Consider the following 19,635-nt stretch of genomic DNA (forward strand, 5'->3'; position numbering starts at 1 on the left):
CAACTCATTCAGTGCTTTTGTTAACACTCTCGGAGCTACTAGAACCAGAACCTCGAGATTTACTCTTGTCTCCACCACTCAACTTCTTAGCAGCAGCACCAGCAACTCCAGCAACACCCCCAGCAGCAGCTTTGGCAGCAGATAAAGCTTTGCCCACCATTTGTCCAGGTGTCTGACCTGAGCCAAGTGCTGCTCTATGGTTACCAGCAAGTTCAGCAGCCATGCCAGGAAGAATGTTTAAAAAGTGGTAAAAGAGGAATAATACTAAACACAATTTTAATAATTCTCCGATGAGAGAGCTGCCAAACTCCATGTATGTAAAGTCGAATAGACCAAGTATGCTGCTCTTTTTAAAGCTATAATTTTGCATCATACATGCAAGAGTAGTTTCATTTTTATCACATTCCCCATCTTTCAATTTAAACCACTGTTTTTTCTTACTATATGAGATTTCTGCTTGTTTCTTTTCATATGACTTGTCCGGTTGTTCATTTTTATATGACTCGTCCAGTTCAAAATTTAAATTTTTAAAATAGATTTTATCACATGCTATGAACATAAAGGACAAAAACGCAAAAAGGATAACCGGGTATAAGCTATAGGTAATCAACTCTTTCACCCAGCCTTCAAAATATCCTTTGGTGTGTTGGAATAAAACCATAGGAATGAACAAAGGTGATAAAATGATGATTACACTTAAAGCAACTAGAGATAAAATAAATACATAGCACAGCCACAAAATAACCATCATCATCAGAACGGCCATAAATATACAGACAAGAGCTACTAAAATTTGTCCACCAGCAAAAATAATACCGATTACCGAACCTGCAACTAATAAGACAGGAGCAGCACCAAGCAAGACTGCTAACGTTGCAACACCTCCAGTACCAATTTTGCCACCAATTCCATCTAAAGGGGCACCTAAATAAAATAAAATTCTACAATCAAGCCTATCCCAAGGTGCAAGATAACTGTAAGATACCCTCTTTCCTGCACGAGTATATTCATAATCTGTACCTGCTTTATAATTACATATGCCTTTACTTTCAGATGATGCTTTTAGCACTATCTCTGACAAACCATTTGAGAGACGAGTTAATTCTCCATAATAATGAGACATGGTACTGCCTGTTGTGAAGTAAATCACTAAAGCGAATTTTATGATCAACATATACATTTCTTGAGGCCTCTGAACTCCACCAGACATGGCTTTTATAGAGAACAGTATTAAAGCTAAAACTAAAACAGCAGTTACAGTGTTTTTCAGCCTTTTCTGTGCTACAGATATAAAACTCTCACCATTTGGTGCACCTTTACCTGCAACTAAATTATCTAATGATTCCTTAATGCATTGCACTATCATAGAAGTTACGGGAATAGGAGCTAATGATTTACTCCCTGCCTGGTTATAACAAGCTTCAGAAACATACGAGCTAAAACAGCCAGCATTATCATAACCTACAAAAATTTTCCCCCCTTGTCCGTTGAGTCCTTTTTCTTTAGATCTGATAATAGTTTTATAGTCATCATTATTACCAATAGTAACTTTTTCCTCTCCTGTACCATCTTTATTTTTGAATATCATCACAGATTTTTCACACATAGGAGCAAGTGGGTCAGGTGGCAATTCCGTGCACCCCATATCAACCCCTTGCGGCCAAGGAGTCATTTCGATACCAAGCATGCTAACACTGGCTAACTCCACACATAATCTGCCCGTTTTTCTCACTGCTTTGAATGTAGCTCCATGTATGGGTTCGCTCTGTCCTGCTTTGAGAACTCTACATTCCAGACCACCATCAACCTTAGAGGACCATGACCCATCTACGTATCCAGTGTCTTTCTCCCTGACATCAAAGTCTATGTATCCAGGTTTTCCTCTGGAATTAAAGTCTACCTTATTAAAAAGATTACCAAAAGTTAAAGGGTTTCGATTACATACTTCTATATATTCACTGTATTGCACACCATTTTTTGGCCAGTAATAACTCTCTGTACTCTCCTGAACGTTAGAATTTAAGGCTTCTTTTTCTGCTCTTTTCCCGTCATAATCTTTTTTGTTCACGTCTTCCCGAGCTTTATTTTGCAAACAAGAAAAATATTCCTCTTCTGTTTGGTAATTTTCATTGGTGCAGCCACTATAACCTGTGTCTTCTAATTTAAAATTTTTGTATTTTCCATCATGGTCACGTGCAACTGGGTGTTTAACAAAACTATGTTCACAAACAACAAGTCCTCCTATAGCTTTCCAGACTCCAACAATTGCAGCTATCATTCCAACAATAACAAGAGCGGTAAACAAACCAGCAGAAGAAACGATCAAAACAATGCCAGTAAATATTGCGCCAACAGCAATCGCTATTCCAGCAAGTGCTGCAGCTGTTTTAAACGCTCCACAATCAGGATTAGAGGCACGACTAAAACTGCCAGTGGAATTAAATCTGCTAACAAATTCTGTCTTGTCAGTACCACTTACTCCATCTGCAAGCACTGGATATGAGAGTAAAAAGTCTATATTTAGTAAAAATATCGCAATTAATAGCAATGACAGCTTAGTCTTAAACATTTTTTACCTTCTGATAAAATATAGGCAACCATACTTTTGGGTTGTCCCCAACTTCATTTAATATATCGTGTAACAATAGAACACTTTCTGCACGTCCGGATAATACGTTGATTATATCATCCAGGCCTTTTAAGTCTATTCTAGCTACTACAGCATTGACTCCTTGTTTCACCAAAAAGAATCTAGTACTCGGATCTGTGTGCTTAATTAATATATATTCACGTTCAGTTAACATAAAAACATCCCGATAGACACTAGTAGCTTTCAGATTTGGTAAAAAAATCTGTGTCGCTGTTTGTTGTACAAGCGTATCGCTAATAGTACTTTTACTTGCATCCTCAACACTCTGAGTAGCAAAAATCACAAAAGCATTTAGTTTTCTCAGTACCTTCAACCAGTCTTTTATCTTGGGTGCAAAAACTGGATTATCTATTAACGCCCATGCCTCATCAAGAACGATAATAGATGGAGTGCCATCAAGAGATATACTAATCCTATGAAATAAATAAATCAAGACCGGTCCAAGAGCAACAGGATCTTTGAGCAAGCTAGCCATCTCAAAACCAAATACTCTTGCTCGTGAAAAATCTAGCAAATCTTCTTTATTGTCAAATATTGCAGCATGAGAACCATTATCATGCCACATAGATATTGCCCCAGCTAGAGTATCAGGACCTGCAAGCCCTAAAAACGGTACGAGGTTTCTCAAGAATCTGTCTTCTTTTCTTAATTTAAAATTTCCTTCAATTGCATCATTAATTCGTGCAATATCTTCTGAAGTAAATTTATCATTATATACCGAAATTAAAGACTTTATCCACTCCATTAAAAATGTTCTATTATCAGAGGTATCATCAAGTTGTAAAGGATTAAAATTTGTTTTAGTTCTTGGTTCTATTACAGTATAGATACCACTAAGTGCTCTTAAGAAAATCTCTGCACCGCGATCTTTATCAAAAAAGAATATCCTTGGAGAAAACTTCATCGCTTGGGCACACAGGAAATTCATTAAAACAGTTTTACCAGCACCAGTTGGGCCAATTATCATAGTGTGTCCAACATCCCTTATATGAAAGTTGAAAAAAAATGGAGTACCAGATGTCGTGTCAAAAACTGTAACGGCATCTCCCCAGTGGTTATTGAATTTATTACCAGTAGGATAATTATGTTGAGATGCAAATCCAGCCAAATTAAGACTACTTATTGTAGCTTTTCTCACTATATAATCGAAATTACCAGGAATTTGCGCCCAAAATGCTGGTTCAAGGTTAACTCTCTCACGTATAGGGTAAACACCGCAATTAGAAAGCTCTGATTCTACCAACGACAGAGCGTTATCCAATGATTTAGGACTTTTTTCTATACATAAAATAGTCAGGTGATGTTGACCAAACGCAATCTTACCACTCATTGCGTCATCAAGCGCTTGAGAAATTTCTGCTATTTGAGAAATAGCTTTATCTGCAGACTGTATCATTCGATTTTGCTGTATCTGCATTTTTCCAATCGCCATTTGCCTGTTTATAAATTGAAAAGATTGCGTAATTATAAACTCGTAAGGAAGTTGTAAAAACGAATCAAGCATTCCTGCAGAAGTATGATTTCCATATTCTTTGATACTAATTATTCCAGCATATTTACTCTCATTATGAGTCACAACCTGTATCATCTTACGGCCAAAGAATAACCTATGTACTGGTAAGTATCTTGATATTTCAGTTCTTAGCGGAAAAAGCGTATTTGTAACGAAGCCACAATTTACGATTCTAGATAGAAACTCCATTATTTCGCAGAACAAACCATCTGGAGTTTCTTTTACTCCAAGAATTTTAGGCGAATAATTTCTAAGGCTTGTCACTACACGATTTGTCGTTTCCTCTAAATCTTCATACGTGGCACGTATATCACTTTCCCAAGCATGTTTTGAAGTTACATGTCCGAATTTTTTTAGTAGATGTGACAAAAATTCTACTCCTTTTGTGTCCGCTCTACGGATAATCGTAATGTATAGGTCATTAATAAATGATTGCCTTGTTGCGTGTTTTTCTCTCCATTTTAGATTTACGTGATTAGCGAAAAAATTCGGCAAACCTTGACTTGCAAATTCATCAGAAAAAATATTTTTCTTACGTCTGATAGTATGAAAATACAAACTAAATGCCGGAGATGAAATGCTTCTTAGCATCTGATTCCTGATGTTGTTCTGTATGACTAAATCCTCGTCATCGGCAGTTTCAAATGCAAAACCACTTAATTTTATAACCTTAACCAACCAATTTTCTTTTGTCATCAAGGTTGTGCTATTCCAATAGCAAGAATAAGGAATAAATTCAGCAGCGTGAACTTCCCTGTTCAGAGTAGATTTATTCTTTGATTGAATAGCCCTAAACCTCAGCATCACACAACGTTAAGCAATATCATAAGAATTGGCTCCATGGTAAAAACGATTTAAACATTTCGAGCACTTTCCCAATTTTACCATAAATAATTCAATAAACAACGGTTCTTTTGCAGAAGCTATATAACCAAGTCCATGTATACCTGGTAACATTAAGAGAATCACTCTTAAATCATTTGAATTAATGAAAATTAGCATGCAAATCAGGACGTTTAATATTGCAAACATATAACTCACACCAAAGAGCATTGCAGGTCTTGTAAGACCTTTAAATAATTGATCTGTTTGTATACTACCTGTGGACATATCTTTAACCTTCTAATAATAGCTCTAACACTAATACTATATCATTATATTAAAAATCCATTGAAACTAGTAGCACTTTAAGTTAAGATACATTATTTAATCCCGATAATGACAAGTTGGCCATTTCAAGAAGCAGAAAAAATATTGCAAGAGTTTCCTAATAAAAAAGAAATAATATTTGAAACTGGTTATGGACCCTCTGGTTTACCCCACATAGGAACCTTTGGAGAGGTTTTCCGCACTACAGTTATTGTAAATGCATTAAAAAAAATAGCTCCTGGTATAAAAACCAAAATCATTGCAGTTTCAGATGATATGGATGGTTTGCGAAAAATACCAGATAATGTGCCAAATCAAGAGATGCTAAGAGAGCACTTAAATAAACCATTGACTATGATACCTGATCCATTTGGCACTCATCAGAGTTATGGTCATCATATGAATTCATTGTTGTGTAAATTTCTTGATATGTTTGAATTTGAATACGAGTTCAGGAGTGCAACAGAGTGTTATAAATCTGGCGTTTACGATGAAAAACTTTTACTCTTACTGAAAAATTATGATAAAGTGATGGACGTAATGCTTCCATCATTTCGGGAAGAAAGACAGCAGACTTATAGTCCATTCTTGCCAATATGCCCAAAAACTTCTCAAGTTTTACAAGTTCCAGTAATTGAAACAAATACAGAGAAAGGAACAATCACATATGAAGACCCAAACGGGGAAAAAATAGAAGTTCCAGTGACAAAAGGAAAATGTAAACTGCAATGGAAACCTGATTGGGGAATGAGGTGGGCCGCATTTGGAGTAAATTACGAAGCTCACGGAAAAGATTTAACTCCATCTGCTGTGCTTTCAAGTCAAATATGTGAAATACTTGGAGAAAAGCCACCACTTCTGTTTTGCTACGAGCTTTTCCTTGATAAAGAAGGAAAGAAAATATCAAAATCAAAAGGAAATGGCATTTCAATTGAAGAGTGGCTAACTTACGCACCAACAGAGAGCTTAGCATTGTACATTTTTCAGAGTCCTAAAAAAGCTAAACGTTTATATTTTGATGTGATACCAAAATCAACTGATGAATATTTAGAATTTGTAAAGCGTTATCATGAGAACAAAGAAAAGGATATAAATAATCCTGCTTGGCACATTCACCAGGGCAATGTTCCCAGTATAGAAACTTCAGGCATAAATTTCTCACTACTTTTAAACCTAGCAGCAGCTTGTAATGCTGAAAACAAAGAGATCCTATGGGGTTTTATATCCTCTTATGCACCAAACGTTACACCAGAAAATAATAAAATGCTTGATAGACTTTCAGACTTCGCAGTAAAGTATTATCACGATTTTATCAAGCCAACAAAATCATATAAAACTCCAAATGAAAAAGAAAAAGCAGCGTTACTAGATTTGAAGGACACTTTACATTCTCTATCTACAACTGCTACTGCTGAAGAAATTCAATCTCAGGTATTTTCTATTGGAAAAAAATATGATTACACCAACTTACGTGACTGGTTTCAGCTATTATATGAAACGTTACTTGGCCAAAAAACCGGTCCAAGAATGGGATCTTTCATAAAGCTTTACGGAATAGGTAATACGATTTCTCTCATAGAAAGCGCTACTAAATGTATACTTTAGAGTTTACCTCCTTTCATTTGAGCTCTTTAGTTTTAATAAGAATCCCTTGACACCCTTCGCCAGCCCCCTTATCATAACAGTGAAGCTATTGTATTTGCTTTCGCCAATCTGCAGATTAAAAGGTAAGGATTACTTAATGTATCGGCGTCTTATGTTCAATTTTTTGCAGTATATAGATACTGTATGTCTTTACAAAACTTCATCTACATCTAGATTTTTATCTAAATAAGCTGAACGCGCTTATAAAGCGTTACAAGACATCAAAAAATGCCAATACTCGACAGAGATAGTAAAAGACTAGCTAACTCGGGGATTCTTTGTCTTTTTTTCTGCTTAGTAAATTTCTTAAACATTTGCAGCGTAAGTTAGTTGCAATTAAAAGCGGCTGAATCTCGCTTGTCAAGCGTTTAAAACATAAAAAACGCCAATATTTTAAAGCAGATAATAACCCCAGGGCTTCTTTTGCCTTTTTTTTCATTTAGTAAATTTCTTAATATTTATGGCTAAACGACAACCGTCATCCCGCTGCTTGTTAGCTGATGAGATACCGCGGCGGTATGACGGTTCGCAGTGGCATGACGATAAGCTCGTCATCCCGCTGCTTGTTAGCGGCTAAGAGATACCGCGAATGAATCGCGGTATGACGGTTAAGTAGGGTGTCATCCCAGTGTCACGCACTGGGATGACATTTAGGAGCACTGGGATGACACCCTCTTGGATGGAAATCAGTGTCAGATAATTTTATGACACCAGTTGTTGTAAACTCACTTTTTCTCGATTTTTTGGTTTATCTTGTCTACCTATTTTGCCACTCTGCTGAACAGATACACTCAACTAATGGTCAATACATCTTCTATTAAAAATTGTACAAATTCATTGCCATTCCAGTAATTCATAGAGATTTTACCCAAAATAGCTTTAACATTACCCTGCATGATAGCAGAGCCAAGATGAGTATTTGCAGAACGAAATGCAATAGCTCTTACCATAACATTATCATCAGCAATAAAACATTTTATATGGTCAACTCCTATAACTTCAGGCTTTCTTATCTTTGCTCCTTGGATAATAAACCTTGGTTCAGGATTTCCAACTCCAAATGGTCCCAAGCGTTGCAATTGATTCCATAAAGACAAATTTATTGCTTTAGCAGTTACTATACTATCAGCTTTTAAAGTTTTCTCATTTATAGAGTTTGAAAATCTTTCAGTAAAAAAATCATGCAAATCATTTATTTTGTCTTCTTTAATTGAAAATCCTGCCGCCATACTATGGCCACCACCTTCAATAATCAAATTTATAAACTTTGCGGAAAGGACTGCAGCACCGATATCAACTCCCAAAATTGATCTACAGCTTGCTTTTCCTATTCCATTATTTAAAGATATCACTACTGTTGGCAAGTGAAACTGCTCCTTTAGCCTTGATGCAATTATACCAATTATTCCCTGGTGCCAATTGCCACTTATCATTATAAAATTCGCACCTGATTGGGCAGACTTTTCCGCTTGTGCTGTAGCTTCCAAGAGAGCCTCATTTTCTAACACTTTTCTTGCATTATTCAAATCTATTAATTTTAGCGCGATTGAATGTGCCTCTTCATCATCATCGGTGGAAAGCAACCTTGCACCAAGCGATGCTTCTCCAATTCTTCCTCCAGCATTTATGCACGGTCCAATGCTAAACCCCAACCGCGAAACACTTGGTTTTTCAAGGATTCCCAAAGCATCAAATAAAACACGCAAGCCAACGTTTTTTCTTGTTGACATAACTTTTAATCCTTGTGAGACAAGTGCTCTATTGAGGCCTGTGATCTGCATAACATCACAGACAGTTCCCAGGGCAACCAAATCCAACAGATCAAATAAATCTGGTTCTTTTTTGTTGGTAAAAAATCCTTGCTCACGTAGGCTTTTATTAAGAGCAAAAATTAGCAGAAATGACACTCCAACTGCTGCTAGGTTATTATAAGGAGAGCTCTCATCAAGGCGGTTTGGATTCACAACTGCTACGGCGCTTGGTAATTTTTCCGTACCAAGGTGATGGTCAACAACTATAATATCAAGACCAAAAGCCTTTGCATCTTCTATTGGTTGATATGCAAGCGTACCACAATCAACGGAAATACATAAATCAATTCCATTCTTTTTAAGTTGTAATAAAGCATCTGTGTTTAATCCATAACCCTCATCAACACGATCTGGAATGTAGATTATAGAGTGTATATCGATTGCTCTCAGGTACCTGTTAATCAATGCTGACGACGTTGCACCATCAACATCATAGTCACCAAATATTGCAAGGTTTTCATCATTTTTTATTGCCCGTATTATACGAGAAACAGCTTTATCCATATCAAGAAGGTGAAAGGGATCTGGTAATAGCGATCTGATTAGTGGATATAAGAAGTCGCTTGCATTTTCTATGTTAACACCACGAGTAACCAATATTCTTGCTAATATTTCTGGTAACTCAAATCTCTGTGTAAGAGTTAAGATTTGCCTTTGATCTGCTTCTTGCAACTTCCACAATGCATTTGTTATGCTGCGCTTTTCAATTTCAAGTAGCATATTCTTTCTTTGTAAATAAAACTACTTTACCAGAATTTTTAAGCTTGTTCTATAATTGTATTAGACTTCTGCATAACCTAAACTAAGTAGAAAAAAGGTATCATCTAAGTAGCTGACACTGGTCTCCATCCAAGAGGGCAGTAGCCCCTTCGGTGTCATTCCAGCGCGTGACCAGGTCTTTTTAGCTATCATAGGATGACAGAAGCAGACACTCCACTTTGTCGTTCCAGTGCCTCCTTTTTTTGTCATTCCAGTGCCTTGACTATGATGGCTTTGTTGCATCGCTAGCTATGATGGATTAAAGATAAAAAAAGGTGGAGAATATCAGTAGCTTATTATTCTGGTATTTATAACAAGAACGGTCAGTGAATACCTAAATTTGAGTAAAAGAAATTTCACTACCATTTACCAATCCGGCTAAAATTCAAGAATTTCAATGCTTTAGCTATTTTCAATAGAATTAAATTTATTAATATAAATAACAAATTACTATTCTTAAATTTGATCAGATTGATTGCAAAAAAAAACAAGATTTTCAATAAGTTGCTTATAATCCTAACTATAGTTAGCCTTTCATAAGTAGCGATGCAACAAAGCCCACTGGGATCCAGGAATTTTATTAAGTTGGTAAGTATAAAAGTGTTATGTAAAATACAACGTTCTTGATGGGATTGCGTGAAATGCTGGATCCCAATGTTTGGGCACTGGGATGACAAAGGAGGACAGTGTCAGCTACTCGGATGACAAAAAAAGGAGCACTGGGATGACATCATCCTTTTTTTGGGGTTCCAGCGTCACGCGCTACCTTCTGTATAAATATTAAGAAATTTACCAAATAAAAAAAAGGCAAAAGAAGCCCCGTGGTTGGCTAATTACTTACATTATACTTTCAAGTATGGCGTTTTTTTTATTCTAAACGTTTAATAACCGCGATTCAGTTGCTTTTAAGCCGCAACTAATCTAAATTATAAACATTAAGAAATTTACTAAACAGAAAAAAAGGCAAAAGAAACCCTAGGGTAGCTAGTTATTCACTATCTATTTTTTAAGTTGGCGTTTTTTAATGTTTTAAATAGCGTATTTCAGCTTGTGTAGGTAAAAACCCAGAAATTTGATAAAGACATAGAGTGCACATAGTGCAAAAAATTAAACATGAGACGCCAGATACGTGAGTTTTTTGTCATTTAATCTGTACAGAGAAGATAAATAAATAGCTTCAGTTTCATGATAAGGGGGCTGGCGAAGGGTGTCAAGTAAGTTTTTTTGTTTCTATGGGTCAGTTGGTACGCGCTTTGCCTTTTAACAGATGTAAAAGCACAATTATTACGAACAACATTCCACCAACAACTGATATAGCGCCACCTATAATGAAGCACGTGCGTGCTAACATTGATGAAATACTTGGCAGATCTGCAACCTTCCTTAAAGCACCATATCCACCAAGCCACACAAGACCAGTGATATGGAGAAAATGCCCTATACTGTAGGCATAAATCTGTAATCTTACCATGGAACCTTTTATCTCTTTAAAGTTTAATTTGGGTAACAGCCAATAAATGAAATTCATAAAAGCTATAGTGATCCCAACTACAGAACCGTGATAATGAGCGGGAATGGTGACATTTCCTTCAATAGTCAACACTCCGAGCACATCTCCATAAGTGAACAACAAAAATGAATGTAATAAATAGTTGCTTTTATCATTAATAAAAGTTCTGATGTTGCAGCACACTAATATTATCAAAAAGCACGGCAAAACTGCTCCAGCAATCCTCATATGCCAAGTAAAAAACTGTATTAACTTGGCACTATCAACTGGATAAACAAAATATACAAACGGTGCGCCTACAGCTAAAATCGTGTTTATAAATAGTGGTAAAATAGTAATTTTATTGCTTGAAGCTAAACTAACATCACTGATCATTAAATAGACTAAAAACATTCCTTGAGTAAAAGCAAACTGCAATAAATGTCCGCCTCCCCAAAAGAGATATTCGTAAAATAAATTATTATCTGAGTGATATAGACCTGGAGGCATATTATTATATGCTAAAACAAAGCAAAGAAATGACGATACAAGTATAATAACTAGCCCAATTTGCCCAACAGAGAGAAATGAAACCTCTTTTTTGATGTGTATGCTAGCATTGTATTTACTAATATACTGGCAATAAATAAACTGAGTCCAAACAAAAATAATTTGTTTTGTAACACGGGAATATAATTACTTTTGATAACTTCAGTGTTTGGAACGAATGCGGATATAAACATGAGCAGCATCGAAAGGGTTGATAGAACCCATGAAAAGTTAAACCAACTATTGGTATTTTGTAGGTTTATGATAAAGAGCAGAGATATTATAGAGCACATCCACACTAAAATTGACAAGTTCACGTGTATTACCAGCGCATTATCAAAAATATATTGTGCAGAAGGAACAAGAGAGGAGATAAAAGGCAATCGTAGAAAAATAACAATTATTGACAGTAACCCAGAGCAAGCAAGAGCACATACTGCCAAGAACATCCATTTTCTACAGAGCGGAGCGTTGTCTTGTATATTAAGCACAATCTTTTTTCTCAATTTTGTTCAATACAATATATAACACTGCAATAATACCTAAAACATAGCAATAGTATACGTGTGGCACGACTGCCAAAGGTGAAACTCCAGCAATAGTGCTAGCCAAAAGCAATTGAGCGCCATACGGTATTAATCCTTGAAATACACAAGAAAATATGCCTAGCCATGCTGCACTATAGTGAGGCGGTATTTCATATTTCTTAGCAATATCTCTAGCAATTTCACCACTAAAAATTATAGCGATGGTGTTATTTGCAAGTAAAATATCAAATATGCTGACTATTTTTGCAATAAATAATTGCGCAGTTTTTTGTCCACCACGTTGTATCATAACCCAAGATGAAAGTTTATCTGCAAGCTCCTTAGAATTTTTACCTACCAGTCCTGAAAGCCCGCCAACCATCAATGACAGTAGCATAATTTCATGCATACTCATAAACCCCTTAGTGATGTTTTGGCTTAAAAACAATAAACCATAATTGTTGTTATTTATAAATCCAATGATTCCAGCAAAAGTTATGCTTAAAACCAATGCCGTAAATACATTTATTCCAAAGTTTGCAAGCAATATAAGTATTATGTAAGGAGTCACAAGCAATAAAGAATACTCCTTAACTGAAATAGCAGCACTATTGCTTGAGCTATAAAATAATATAATTATTGTGAATATAGAAGCAATTAGTGCCACTTTTGCATTCAGTTTTAATTTTTTCTTTATATCAGCCTTTTGAGACATCACAGATGCAATTGTAGTATCAGAGATAATAGATAAATTGTCGCCAAACATTGCTCCTCCTACAACGGTTGCAACTCCTAAGGAAGGAGAAATCCCAGCTTGTGTCAGTTCAACTGCAATAGGAGCAATTGTTGCAATGGTGCCCATTGATGTACCAATAGCAGTGGAGATGAAAGCTGCTACAAAAAATAATCCTATGAGTAAAAATTGTGTTGGTATAAATGAAAGAGCCAAATTAACTGTGGCATCAGCACTACCGATTGCTTTAGTTACTTCACTGAATGCACCTGCAAGTAAAAAAATGATGCACATAGTGATAATATTACGATCTCTTACCCCATCTAGAAAGGCATACATTTTTTCTTCAGTATTGCCCTTGTATAAAACCCAACCCAGAGCTATGGCAGGAACAATGGCTACTAGTGGAGATAACTGATAAAAAGCATTTGACACGCCAAGAACAGTAAAATATATGCCGCTTCCTACAAAAAGAAATAGGAACAGCAAAATAGGCAAAAAATTTGTAAAATAAAACATACCTCAGCTCTGATAAACGCAAATCAACTATGATATAATTTATATTATTATAAACCACAGTTGGCACCTTGACCAATGTTTTTCTAGAAAGCAATCCACCAGAAAAGGTTTCCATGAAAAGGACTATTATAATATATCATCTACTTGAATTAAACTGGGAGATAGAATAAGTAAAAAATATGAATGACATAACAACAAAGCAAGTCATATCCTTATGGGATGCACAAGTTGGTGGATTCTTGCCAGATAAAAGAGAAATGGAGATTGATAATATTTTTTTAATCTAATGCTTCAATGTTTCCGACATAGGAAAAGTATCATCTTTACTTTCTATAGAGGAAGGCACACTATTTTGATTATCATCACCATCAATTGGAGTAGTAGGGTGTATTAAAGCAACTTTCATAACTTCATCAATATTCTTAGCAAAAACTACGTTGATCCCCTCTTTGATGCTTGCCGGAATCTCTTGCATATCTTTCTCATTTTCACTTGGTATAATCACAGTTTTGATTGATCCTCTGAGCGCTGCAAGCAATTTTTCTCTTAAGCCCCCAATAGCTAAAACTCTACCACGCAATGTCACTTCGCCTGTCATAGCAACATTTTTGTTAACTGGTATATTCGTCATAAGAGAAACAATAGACGTACATACCGCGCCGCCAGCAGAAGGGCCATCTTTTGGTACTGCGCCCTCAGGTACATGTAAATGTATATCATTATTTTGGAATTTTTCGGGCTTTATACCAAAAAACAAACAATTTGATCGAATATAACTATACGCAGCTTTTATAGATTCTTGCATAACCTCTCCAAGCTTTCCTGTGTATTTTATTTCTCCCTTGCCCGGAATTAGGACTGATTCTATCATCAAAATATCACCACCTGTTTCAGTATAGGCGAGCCCAGTTACTATTCCTACTAAACTCTCATTTTCCGCAATGCCAAAGGTATATTTACGTACCCCTAAATAATCTTGTAAATTGTCAACCCCTACGGATATTTTCTTATTTTTATCAGTCAATATTTCTTTAACTGCCTTTCTCATGAGCTTTGCAAGCTCCCTTTCCATACTCCGCACACCACTTTCACGTGTATATAAACGTATCAACTCGTATAACGCCTCATTAGTTATGTCCCATTCCTTCTGATACAAACCATGCTCCTTCTTTAACTTCGGAATAAGGTGGTGTGTAGCAATACTGATTTTTTCATCTTCAGTATACCCGGACAATTGTATAATTTCCATCCTATCACGCAAAGGATGTGGTAAATTTAAGCTGTTTGCCGTAGCTACAAACATTACACTTGAAAGATCAAACTCAACTTCCAAGTAATGATCCGTAAAGTGTTTATTGTGCTCAGTATCTAAAACCTCAAGTAATGCAGATGCAGGATCGCCACGCGAATCAGAACCCATCTTATCTATTTCATCAAGCAGAAAAAGCGGGTTGCATGAATTAGCTTTTTTCATGTGTTGAATGATTTTACCAGGCATTGAGCCAATATAAGTTTTCCTATGCCCTCGTATCTCAGACTCATCACGCACACCACCAAGAGCTATGCGAACAAAATCTCTTCCTACTGCTCTTGCCATAGACTTAGCTAAAGAAGTTTTACCAACACCTGGCGGTCCAACTAAGCAAAGTATAGGACCTTTTATCTCTTTTACTCTTTTTAATACCGCTAAAAATTCTATTATTCTATCTTTTACTTTCTCTATGCCATAATGATTTTCATCTAAGATTTTCTTAGCTGCATTTAAGTTAATTTTTGCATCTTTGTACTTTCCCCATGGCAACTCAAGCAACCAATGCAAGTAACTAGATATAACTGTAGCTTCAGGAGAAATGGGATTCATTTTCTTGTATCTCTTCAAATCAGTTATAGCTTTCTCTCTTGCTTCCTGAGAAAGCTTTGTTTCATTTATCTTTTTTTCAAATTCATTGAGTATATTCCCTTCATCACCATTCTCAAATTCGCCTAATTCTTTCTGTATAGCTTTCAATTGCTCGTTAAGGTAGTAAACTTTCTGAGTGCTTTCAACTTGCGATTTAATTGTCTTATATAAACGGTTTTGTGCGTTCAAAATACTCATTTCTCTCTCAATAAAAGCAAAAGCTTTTTTTAAACGCTCTTCTGGGTCATAAGCCTCAAGTATACTTTGTTTATCTGATACTTTTATATTTAAATGTGAAGCTACCGTGTCTACAAGTTGATCAACTTCTTTGATTTGATCAATGGAGTTAATGGCAACCTCGGGTTGATTTTTCTTGTTTAGCTTACACCAGCTATCGAACGCGTCTACAACAGACCGCCTTAAAGCTTCTAAATCAATATTGTCTTCATCTTCTTTATAATGATTGTCTAACTCTACCCTGGCTTGTAATAAAGTATGAGAGCTAATATATTCTACAACTCTTCCCCTTCTTATCCCCCGGATTATAACTTTTACTGCATTGTCAGGTAATTTTATTAACGGTTGTACAATGCTTGCTAACACACCTACTTCATAAAGATCTTCAGGCTCTGGATTATCAACAGAGCCATCTTTCTGTGCTACAAGAAAAATCTCATTTTGGTGATTACTACTACTTATTGCATACTCTAGTGCATTAACAGATTTTTCTCTGCCTATGAATAAAGGCACCATTATATTTGGAAAAATTACTACATCTCTTAAAGGTAATACTGGCAATGCAGTAAAACTAGAGCTTACAGCACGTTCAATGTTCATAATATATGCCTCAAATTAATCATTAACCGTTATAACATTGCCATTGTTATTATGATTAACCGTTGCTTTTCCTAATTCTACCATTTTCTTAGTGATTACTATAGTGCTACCTTCAAAGCCTCCGTTTCCAGATGTATACATAATGTCAAGCAAAAGTGACTCCAAGATAGCACGTAACATTCTTGCACCTGTTTTGTAGCTTATAGCCTTTTTAGCAATAGCTGATATTGCTTCATCTGAAAACTCAAGGTTTACTTTGCTAAACGCAAGCAATGCTTTGTACTGTTTTATTAGTGCATTCCTTGGCTCTGTCAACACATGTATTAAATCTTCATGATCCAGCTCATCTAAAACAGCAGTTATTGGAACCCGCCCTACAAATTCGGGTATTAAACCGAATTTGATTAAATCTTCAGGTTGAACATCATGTAAAGCATTCTTTTTCTTTTGCTCTTTAGACTGACTTATATCTGCTCCAAAGCCAACTGACGTTCCCTTTTTTCTCGCTTCAATAATTTTATCGAGGCCTTCAAAAGCTCCTCCACAAATAAACAGTATGTTACTAGTATCCACTTGTATAAACTCTTGTTGCGGGTGTTTTCGCCCTCCTTGTGGCGGAACATAAGCAACTGTACCCTCCATAATCTTAAGCAGAGCTTGCTGGACCCCTTCACCTGAAACGTCACGGGTTATTGAAGTGCTTTCAGATTTTCTTGTAATCTTGTCTATTTCATCTATAAACACTATACCACGCTGTGCTTTTACAACGTCATAATTTGCAGCTTGTAATAAACGCGACAACACGCTTTCTACATCATCACCCACATAACCTGCCTCAGTTAAAGTTGTCGCATCAGCCATAGCAAATGGCACATCTGAAACTTTAGCAAGTGTTTTGGCTAGCAAAGTCTTACCAGAACCAGTGGGACCAATAAGCATTATATTTGACTTCTCGATTTCAATATCACTTATAGCATGAAATTGTACCATGGATTGACAATGGTTATACATAGCTACAGATAAAACGTGTTGCGCGTGTTCTTGACCTACAACATGCTTGCTGAGAAAGTTTTTTATATCCTCAGGTTTCTTTAGTAATAGCTTCATATCAGATATACGATCTGAATTAAAAGATCTATCTTTCTTTTGACTTATTGCTTTATGGGATAATTCTATGCACTCATTACAAATAAACACCTTTAAACCATCCGAAGAGTTAGTAATCAATTTATCTACTTCATCTTGCGCCTTGTTGCAAAAAGAACAGTAGTGTAAATCATTATTGTTATCCATTAACCCACCTTTTGTTTAACTTTAATATTTTCAATTTCAATATCTGTACGCTCAGCTATCACCCTGTCAATTAAGCCAATTTTCCTTGCTTCTTCAGGATCCATGAATTTATCTCTTTCCATCATTCCTTCAATTTTCTTCAGTGAATTTCCAGTATGTTTTTCATAAATTTGATTTAGTTTTTTCTTAACTCGCAAAATTTCATTAGCATGTATTTCTATATCAGTTGCTTGACCATGATAACCACCAGATGGCTGATGTATCATAATTCTTGAATGAGGTAGAGAGTAGCGCTTACCTTTTGTACCAGCTGCAAGCAATAAAGAACCCATAGACGCAGCTTGACCTATACATAAAGTTGAAACGTCTGGGTTTATATACTGCATTGTATCGTAGATCGACAAACCAGCAGTTACAACACCACCTGGTGAGTTGATGTACATACAAATGTCTTTATCGGGATTTTCCGATTCTAAAAATAAAAGCTGTGCTACTATTACACTGGCCATATTGTCTTCAATAGGACCTGTTACAAAAATTATTCTTTCTTTCACTAGTCTTGAATATATGTCATAAGCGCGCTCACCGCGACTAGTTTGTTCAACTACAATTGGTATAAGAGTCATACCTTTTCCTATTAAATATTATCAAATAATTCCTTTAATTCTTTCACAGAAACAATCTGCTCTTCTTTACTAACTTTTTCTATTATATAATCTGTCACTTTATACTCAAGCGCTTGCCCTCTAACTAATTCTTGAAATTGTTTATTTGATTCAAAATGCTTAATTACTCTGTCAAATTGCACATCTTTACTGACATATTGATTTACAATAACACTCAAAACATCATTTTGAGTTAATGATATTTTATGTTCTGCACTAAATTTCATAAATAACATAGCAAGCTTTACACGTTTTTCAGCTTCTTTACGAGAATCATTTTGAGCACCCAATTCTCCTTCCATTCTTTGTTGCTCCTGTTTTACTATGTCTGTGGGTAAATCAAAACTATAATTAGCATCCAAATAATCAAACAGCTCCTTTTTAATTAAGAGATTTCTCATTTCGGTGCACTGATCACCAATCATTTTTTTTGCATGATTTATTAGCAAAGAATAATCTTTAAACCCAATACTCTTAGCTATTTCATCATCATTTTCAAAATCTTTGGCAATTTGAATCTCATTAACTCGCACAGAAAAATCAGCTTCCTGTCCTGCAAGGGAAATGGCTTGGTAATTTTCAGGAAATTTCAACTTAAAGTTCTTTGTTTCTCCCTTTTTCATACCAGTTAATTGATCTTCAAAACCATTAATAAATGTGCCAGACCCTAAATTAACGGCAAAATCTTTGCTACTTCCACCTTGAAAGAGCTTATTCCTAATCCGCCCTTCAAAATCAATTATCAATTTATCCCCATCTTTCGCTTGATAAGAAGCATCATCAACAGAGGCAAAATTGGGGAACTTTGTTTTGATAGAATCAATAAATTCTTTTATATCTTCCTCTTCAATCTTTGCTTCAATTTTCTTTAAGTTTATTTTGTCAAGATCTATCATCGGTACTTCAGGCATCGACTCAAAAGATAGCTTGTATACAAAATTGCCCTCCTCATTTTCTTTGCCCAGATCTGGTAATGATATAACATCAACCTTAGGATAAATGTGAGACTTGACTTCAATTTTTTTCATCAAATCACTTGAGCAATAATCAATTGTATTATTTATCACATATTCCAAAGCCTCGTTTTTATAATTTGCAACAACAAGGTCATAGGGCATCTTTCCAGCCCTAAATCCAGGTGATTTTGCATTTTCTGCTATCTCTTGCAACCTGGAATTTACCTTTTGTTTTATATAATCACTACCAACTGTGATTTCATACTCATACTTTAGTTTATCTATACTAAGCTCTTTGTAGGTATATACGCTACTTACTTCGACTGTATTTTGAGGTATATTATTAGACATCATAATTCATTTATTAACATTTTAATTCATATCTTAATAGAGTCATTTTACCAGAATTTAAGTTAAACACAATCCTTAAGAACAGGTTTTTACACAAACAAAAGTGTATTTAGTGATTATAAATTTTCCCTTAAAACCTAAGTTACATGACTTTAAAGTGCGGATAGAGGGACTTGAACCCCCACGAGCAAGCTCACCAGGACCTAAACCTGGCACGTCTACCAATTCCGCCATATCCGCAAGAAATTTTCAGTACCCTATTATAGGTATTCCATTAAAAATATTCAAGG

The 19,635-nt window shown here is 35.6% G+C and carries 13 protein-coding genes and 1 tRNA gene; 2 read left to right on the forward strand and 12 right to left on the reverse strand.

All coding sequences use genetic code 11. The annotated features are described in order from the left end of the window. Positions 1-4 precede the first annotated feature (4 nt). Genes OPR39_RS01630 through OPR39_RS01640 form a run of 3 tightly spaced genes read right to left on the reverse strand, consistent with a single transcriptional unit; the run spans position 5 to position 5,273 of the window. On the reverse strand, positions 5-2,569 hold the full coding sequence (locus OPR39_RS01630; RefSeq protein WP_265038907.1) for a TrbL/VirB6 family protein: 2,565 nt from the start codon (positions 2,567-2,569) through the stop codon (positions 5-7). Then, positions 2,562-4,967, reverse strand: coding sequence for a VirB4 family type IV secretion/conjugal transfer ATPase (locus OPR39_RS01635; RefSeq protein WP_010962886.1), 2,406 nt, complete (start codon positions 4,965-4,967; stop codon positions 2,562-2,564). Before OPR39_RS01635 ends, OPR39_RS01630 begins: the two co-directional genes overlap by 8 nt. Before the next feature lie 9 nt (positions 4,968-4,976). After that, the gene (locus tag OPR39_RS01640; protein ID WP_007548615.1) at positions 4,977-5,273 is read right to left on the reverse strand and encodes a type IV secretion system protein VirB3; all 297 of its coding nucleotides are present in this window, start codon (positions 5,271-5,273) and stop codon (positions 4,977-4,979) included. Positions 5,274-5,381: 108 nt separating this feature from the next. Between OPR39_RS01640 and OPR39_RS01645 the strand changes: the two genes are divergently transcribed. After that, positions 5,382-6,917, forward strand: coding sequence for a lysine--tRNA ligase (locus OPR39_RS01645; RefSeq protein WP_015589250.1), 1,536 nt, complete (start codon positions 5,382-5,384; stop codon positions 6,915-6,917). A gap of 830 nt (positions 6,918-7,747) precedes the next feature. Here the strand turns inward: OPR39_RS01645 and recJ are convergent. From recJ to OPR39_RS01660, 3 genes are all read right to left on the reverse strand, one after another. Further along, complete coding sequence (gene recJ / locus OPR39_RS01650) at positions 7,748-9,487, reverse strand: single-stranded-DNA-specific exonuclease RecJ (protein WP_265038909.1); 1,740 nt, start codon at positions 9,485-9,487, stop codon at positions 7,748-7,750. 60 nt (positions 9,488-9,547) lie between these two features. Continuing rightward, positions 9,548-9,769, reverse strand: coding sequence for a hypothetical protein (locus tag OPR39_RS01655; protein ID WP_041573526.1), 222 nt, complete (start codon positions 9,767-9,769; stop codon positions 9,548-9,550). 994 nt (positions 9,770-10,763) lie between these two features. Continuing rightward, entirely contained in the window at positions 10,764-11,525 is a 762-nt protein-coding gene (locus OPR39_RS01660) for a heme-copper oxidase family protein (RefSeq protein ID WP_265038911.1), read from the reverse strand. Positions 11,526-11,756: 231 nt separating this feature from the next. Between OPR39_RS01660 and OPR39_RS01665 the strand changes: the two genes are divergently transcribed. After that, on the forward strand, positions 11,757-12,092 hold the full coding sequence (locus OPR39_RS01665) for a hypothetical protein (RefSeq protein WP_179943678.1): 336 nt from the start codon (positions 11,757-11,759) through the stop codon (positions 12,090-12,092). Here the strand turns inward: OPR39_RS01665 and OPR39_RS01670 are convergent. From OPR39_RS01670 to OPR39_RS01695, 6 genes are all read right to left on the reverse strand, one after another. Continuing rightward, positions 12,048-13,343 carry a Na+/H+ antiporter NhaC family protein gene (locus OPR39_RS01670; RefSeq protein WP_141456953.1) on the reverse strand — a complete coding sequence of 432 codons (1,296 nt, stop codon included), beginning with the start codon at positions 13,341-13,343 and terminating at the stop codon, positions 12,048-12,050. The genes OPR39_RS01665 and OPR39_RS01670 overlap by 45 nt on opposite strands. Positions 13,344-13,626: 283 nt before the next feature. Continuing rightward, a complete protein-coding gene (gene lon, locus OPR39_RS01675; RefSeq protein WP_265038915.1) occupies positions 13,627-16,080 on the reverse strand; it encodes an endopeptidase La in 2,454 nt (817 codons plus the stop codon). A 15-nt stretch (positions 16,081-16,095) separates the two neighbouring features. Next, the gene (clpX, locus tag OPR39_RS01680; protein ID WP_006279985.1) at positions 16,096-17,373 is read right to left on the reverse strand and encodes an ATP-dependent Clp protease ATP-binding subunit ClpX; all 1,278 of its coding nucleotides are present in this window, start codon (positions 17,371-17,373) and stop codon (positions 16,096-16,098) included. Beyond that, positions 17,373-17,999: an ATP-dependent Clp endopeptidase proteolytic subunit ClpP gene (gene clpP, locus OPR39_RS01685; protein WP_006280254.1), complete on the reverse strand. Its 627-nt coding sequence runs from the start codon at positions 17,997-17,999 to the stop codon at positions 17,373-17,375. Before clpP ends, clpX begins: the two co-directional genes overlap by 1 nt. Before the next feature lie 11 nt (positions 18,000-18,010). Further along, positions 18,011-19,345: a trigger factor gene (gene tig, locus OPR39_RS01690; RefSeq protein WP_015589117.1), complete on the reverse strand. Its 1,335-nt coding sequence runs from the start codon at positions 19,343-19,345 to the stop codon at positions 18,011-18,013. A gap of 158 nt (positions 19,346-19,503) precedes the next feature. Continuing rightward, a tRNA-Leu gene (locus OPR39_RS01695) sits at positions 19,504-19,585 on the reverse strand. Between the last annotated feature and the right edge of the window lie 50 nt (positions 19,586-19,635).

The sequence above is a fragment of the Wolbachia endosymbiont (group A) of Yponomeuta plumbellus genome, assembly GCF_947251575.1.
Taxonomy (GTDB): Bacteria; Pseudomonadota; Alphaproteobacteria; order Rickettsiales; family Anaplasmataceae; genus Wolbachia; species Wolbachia pipientis.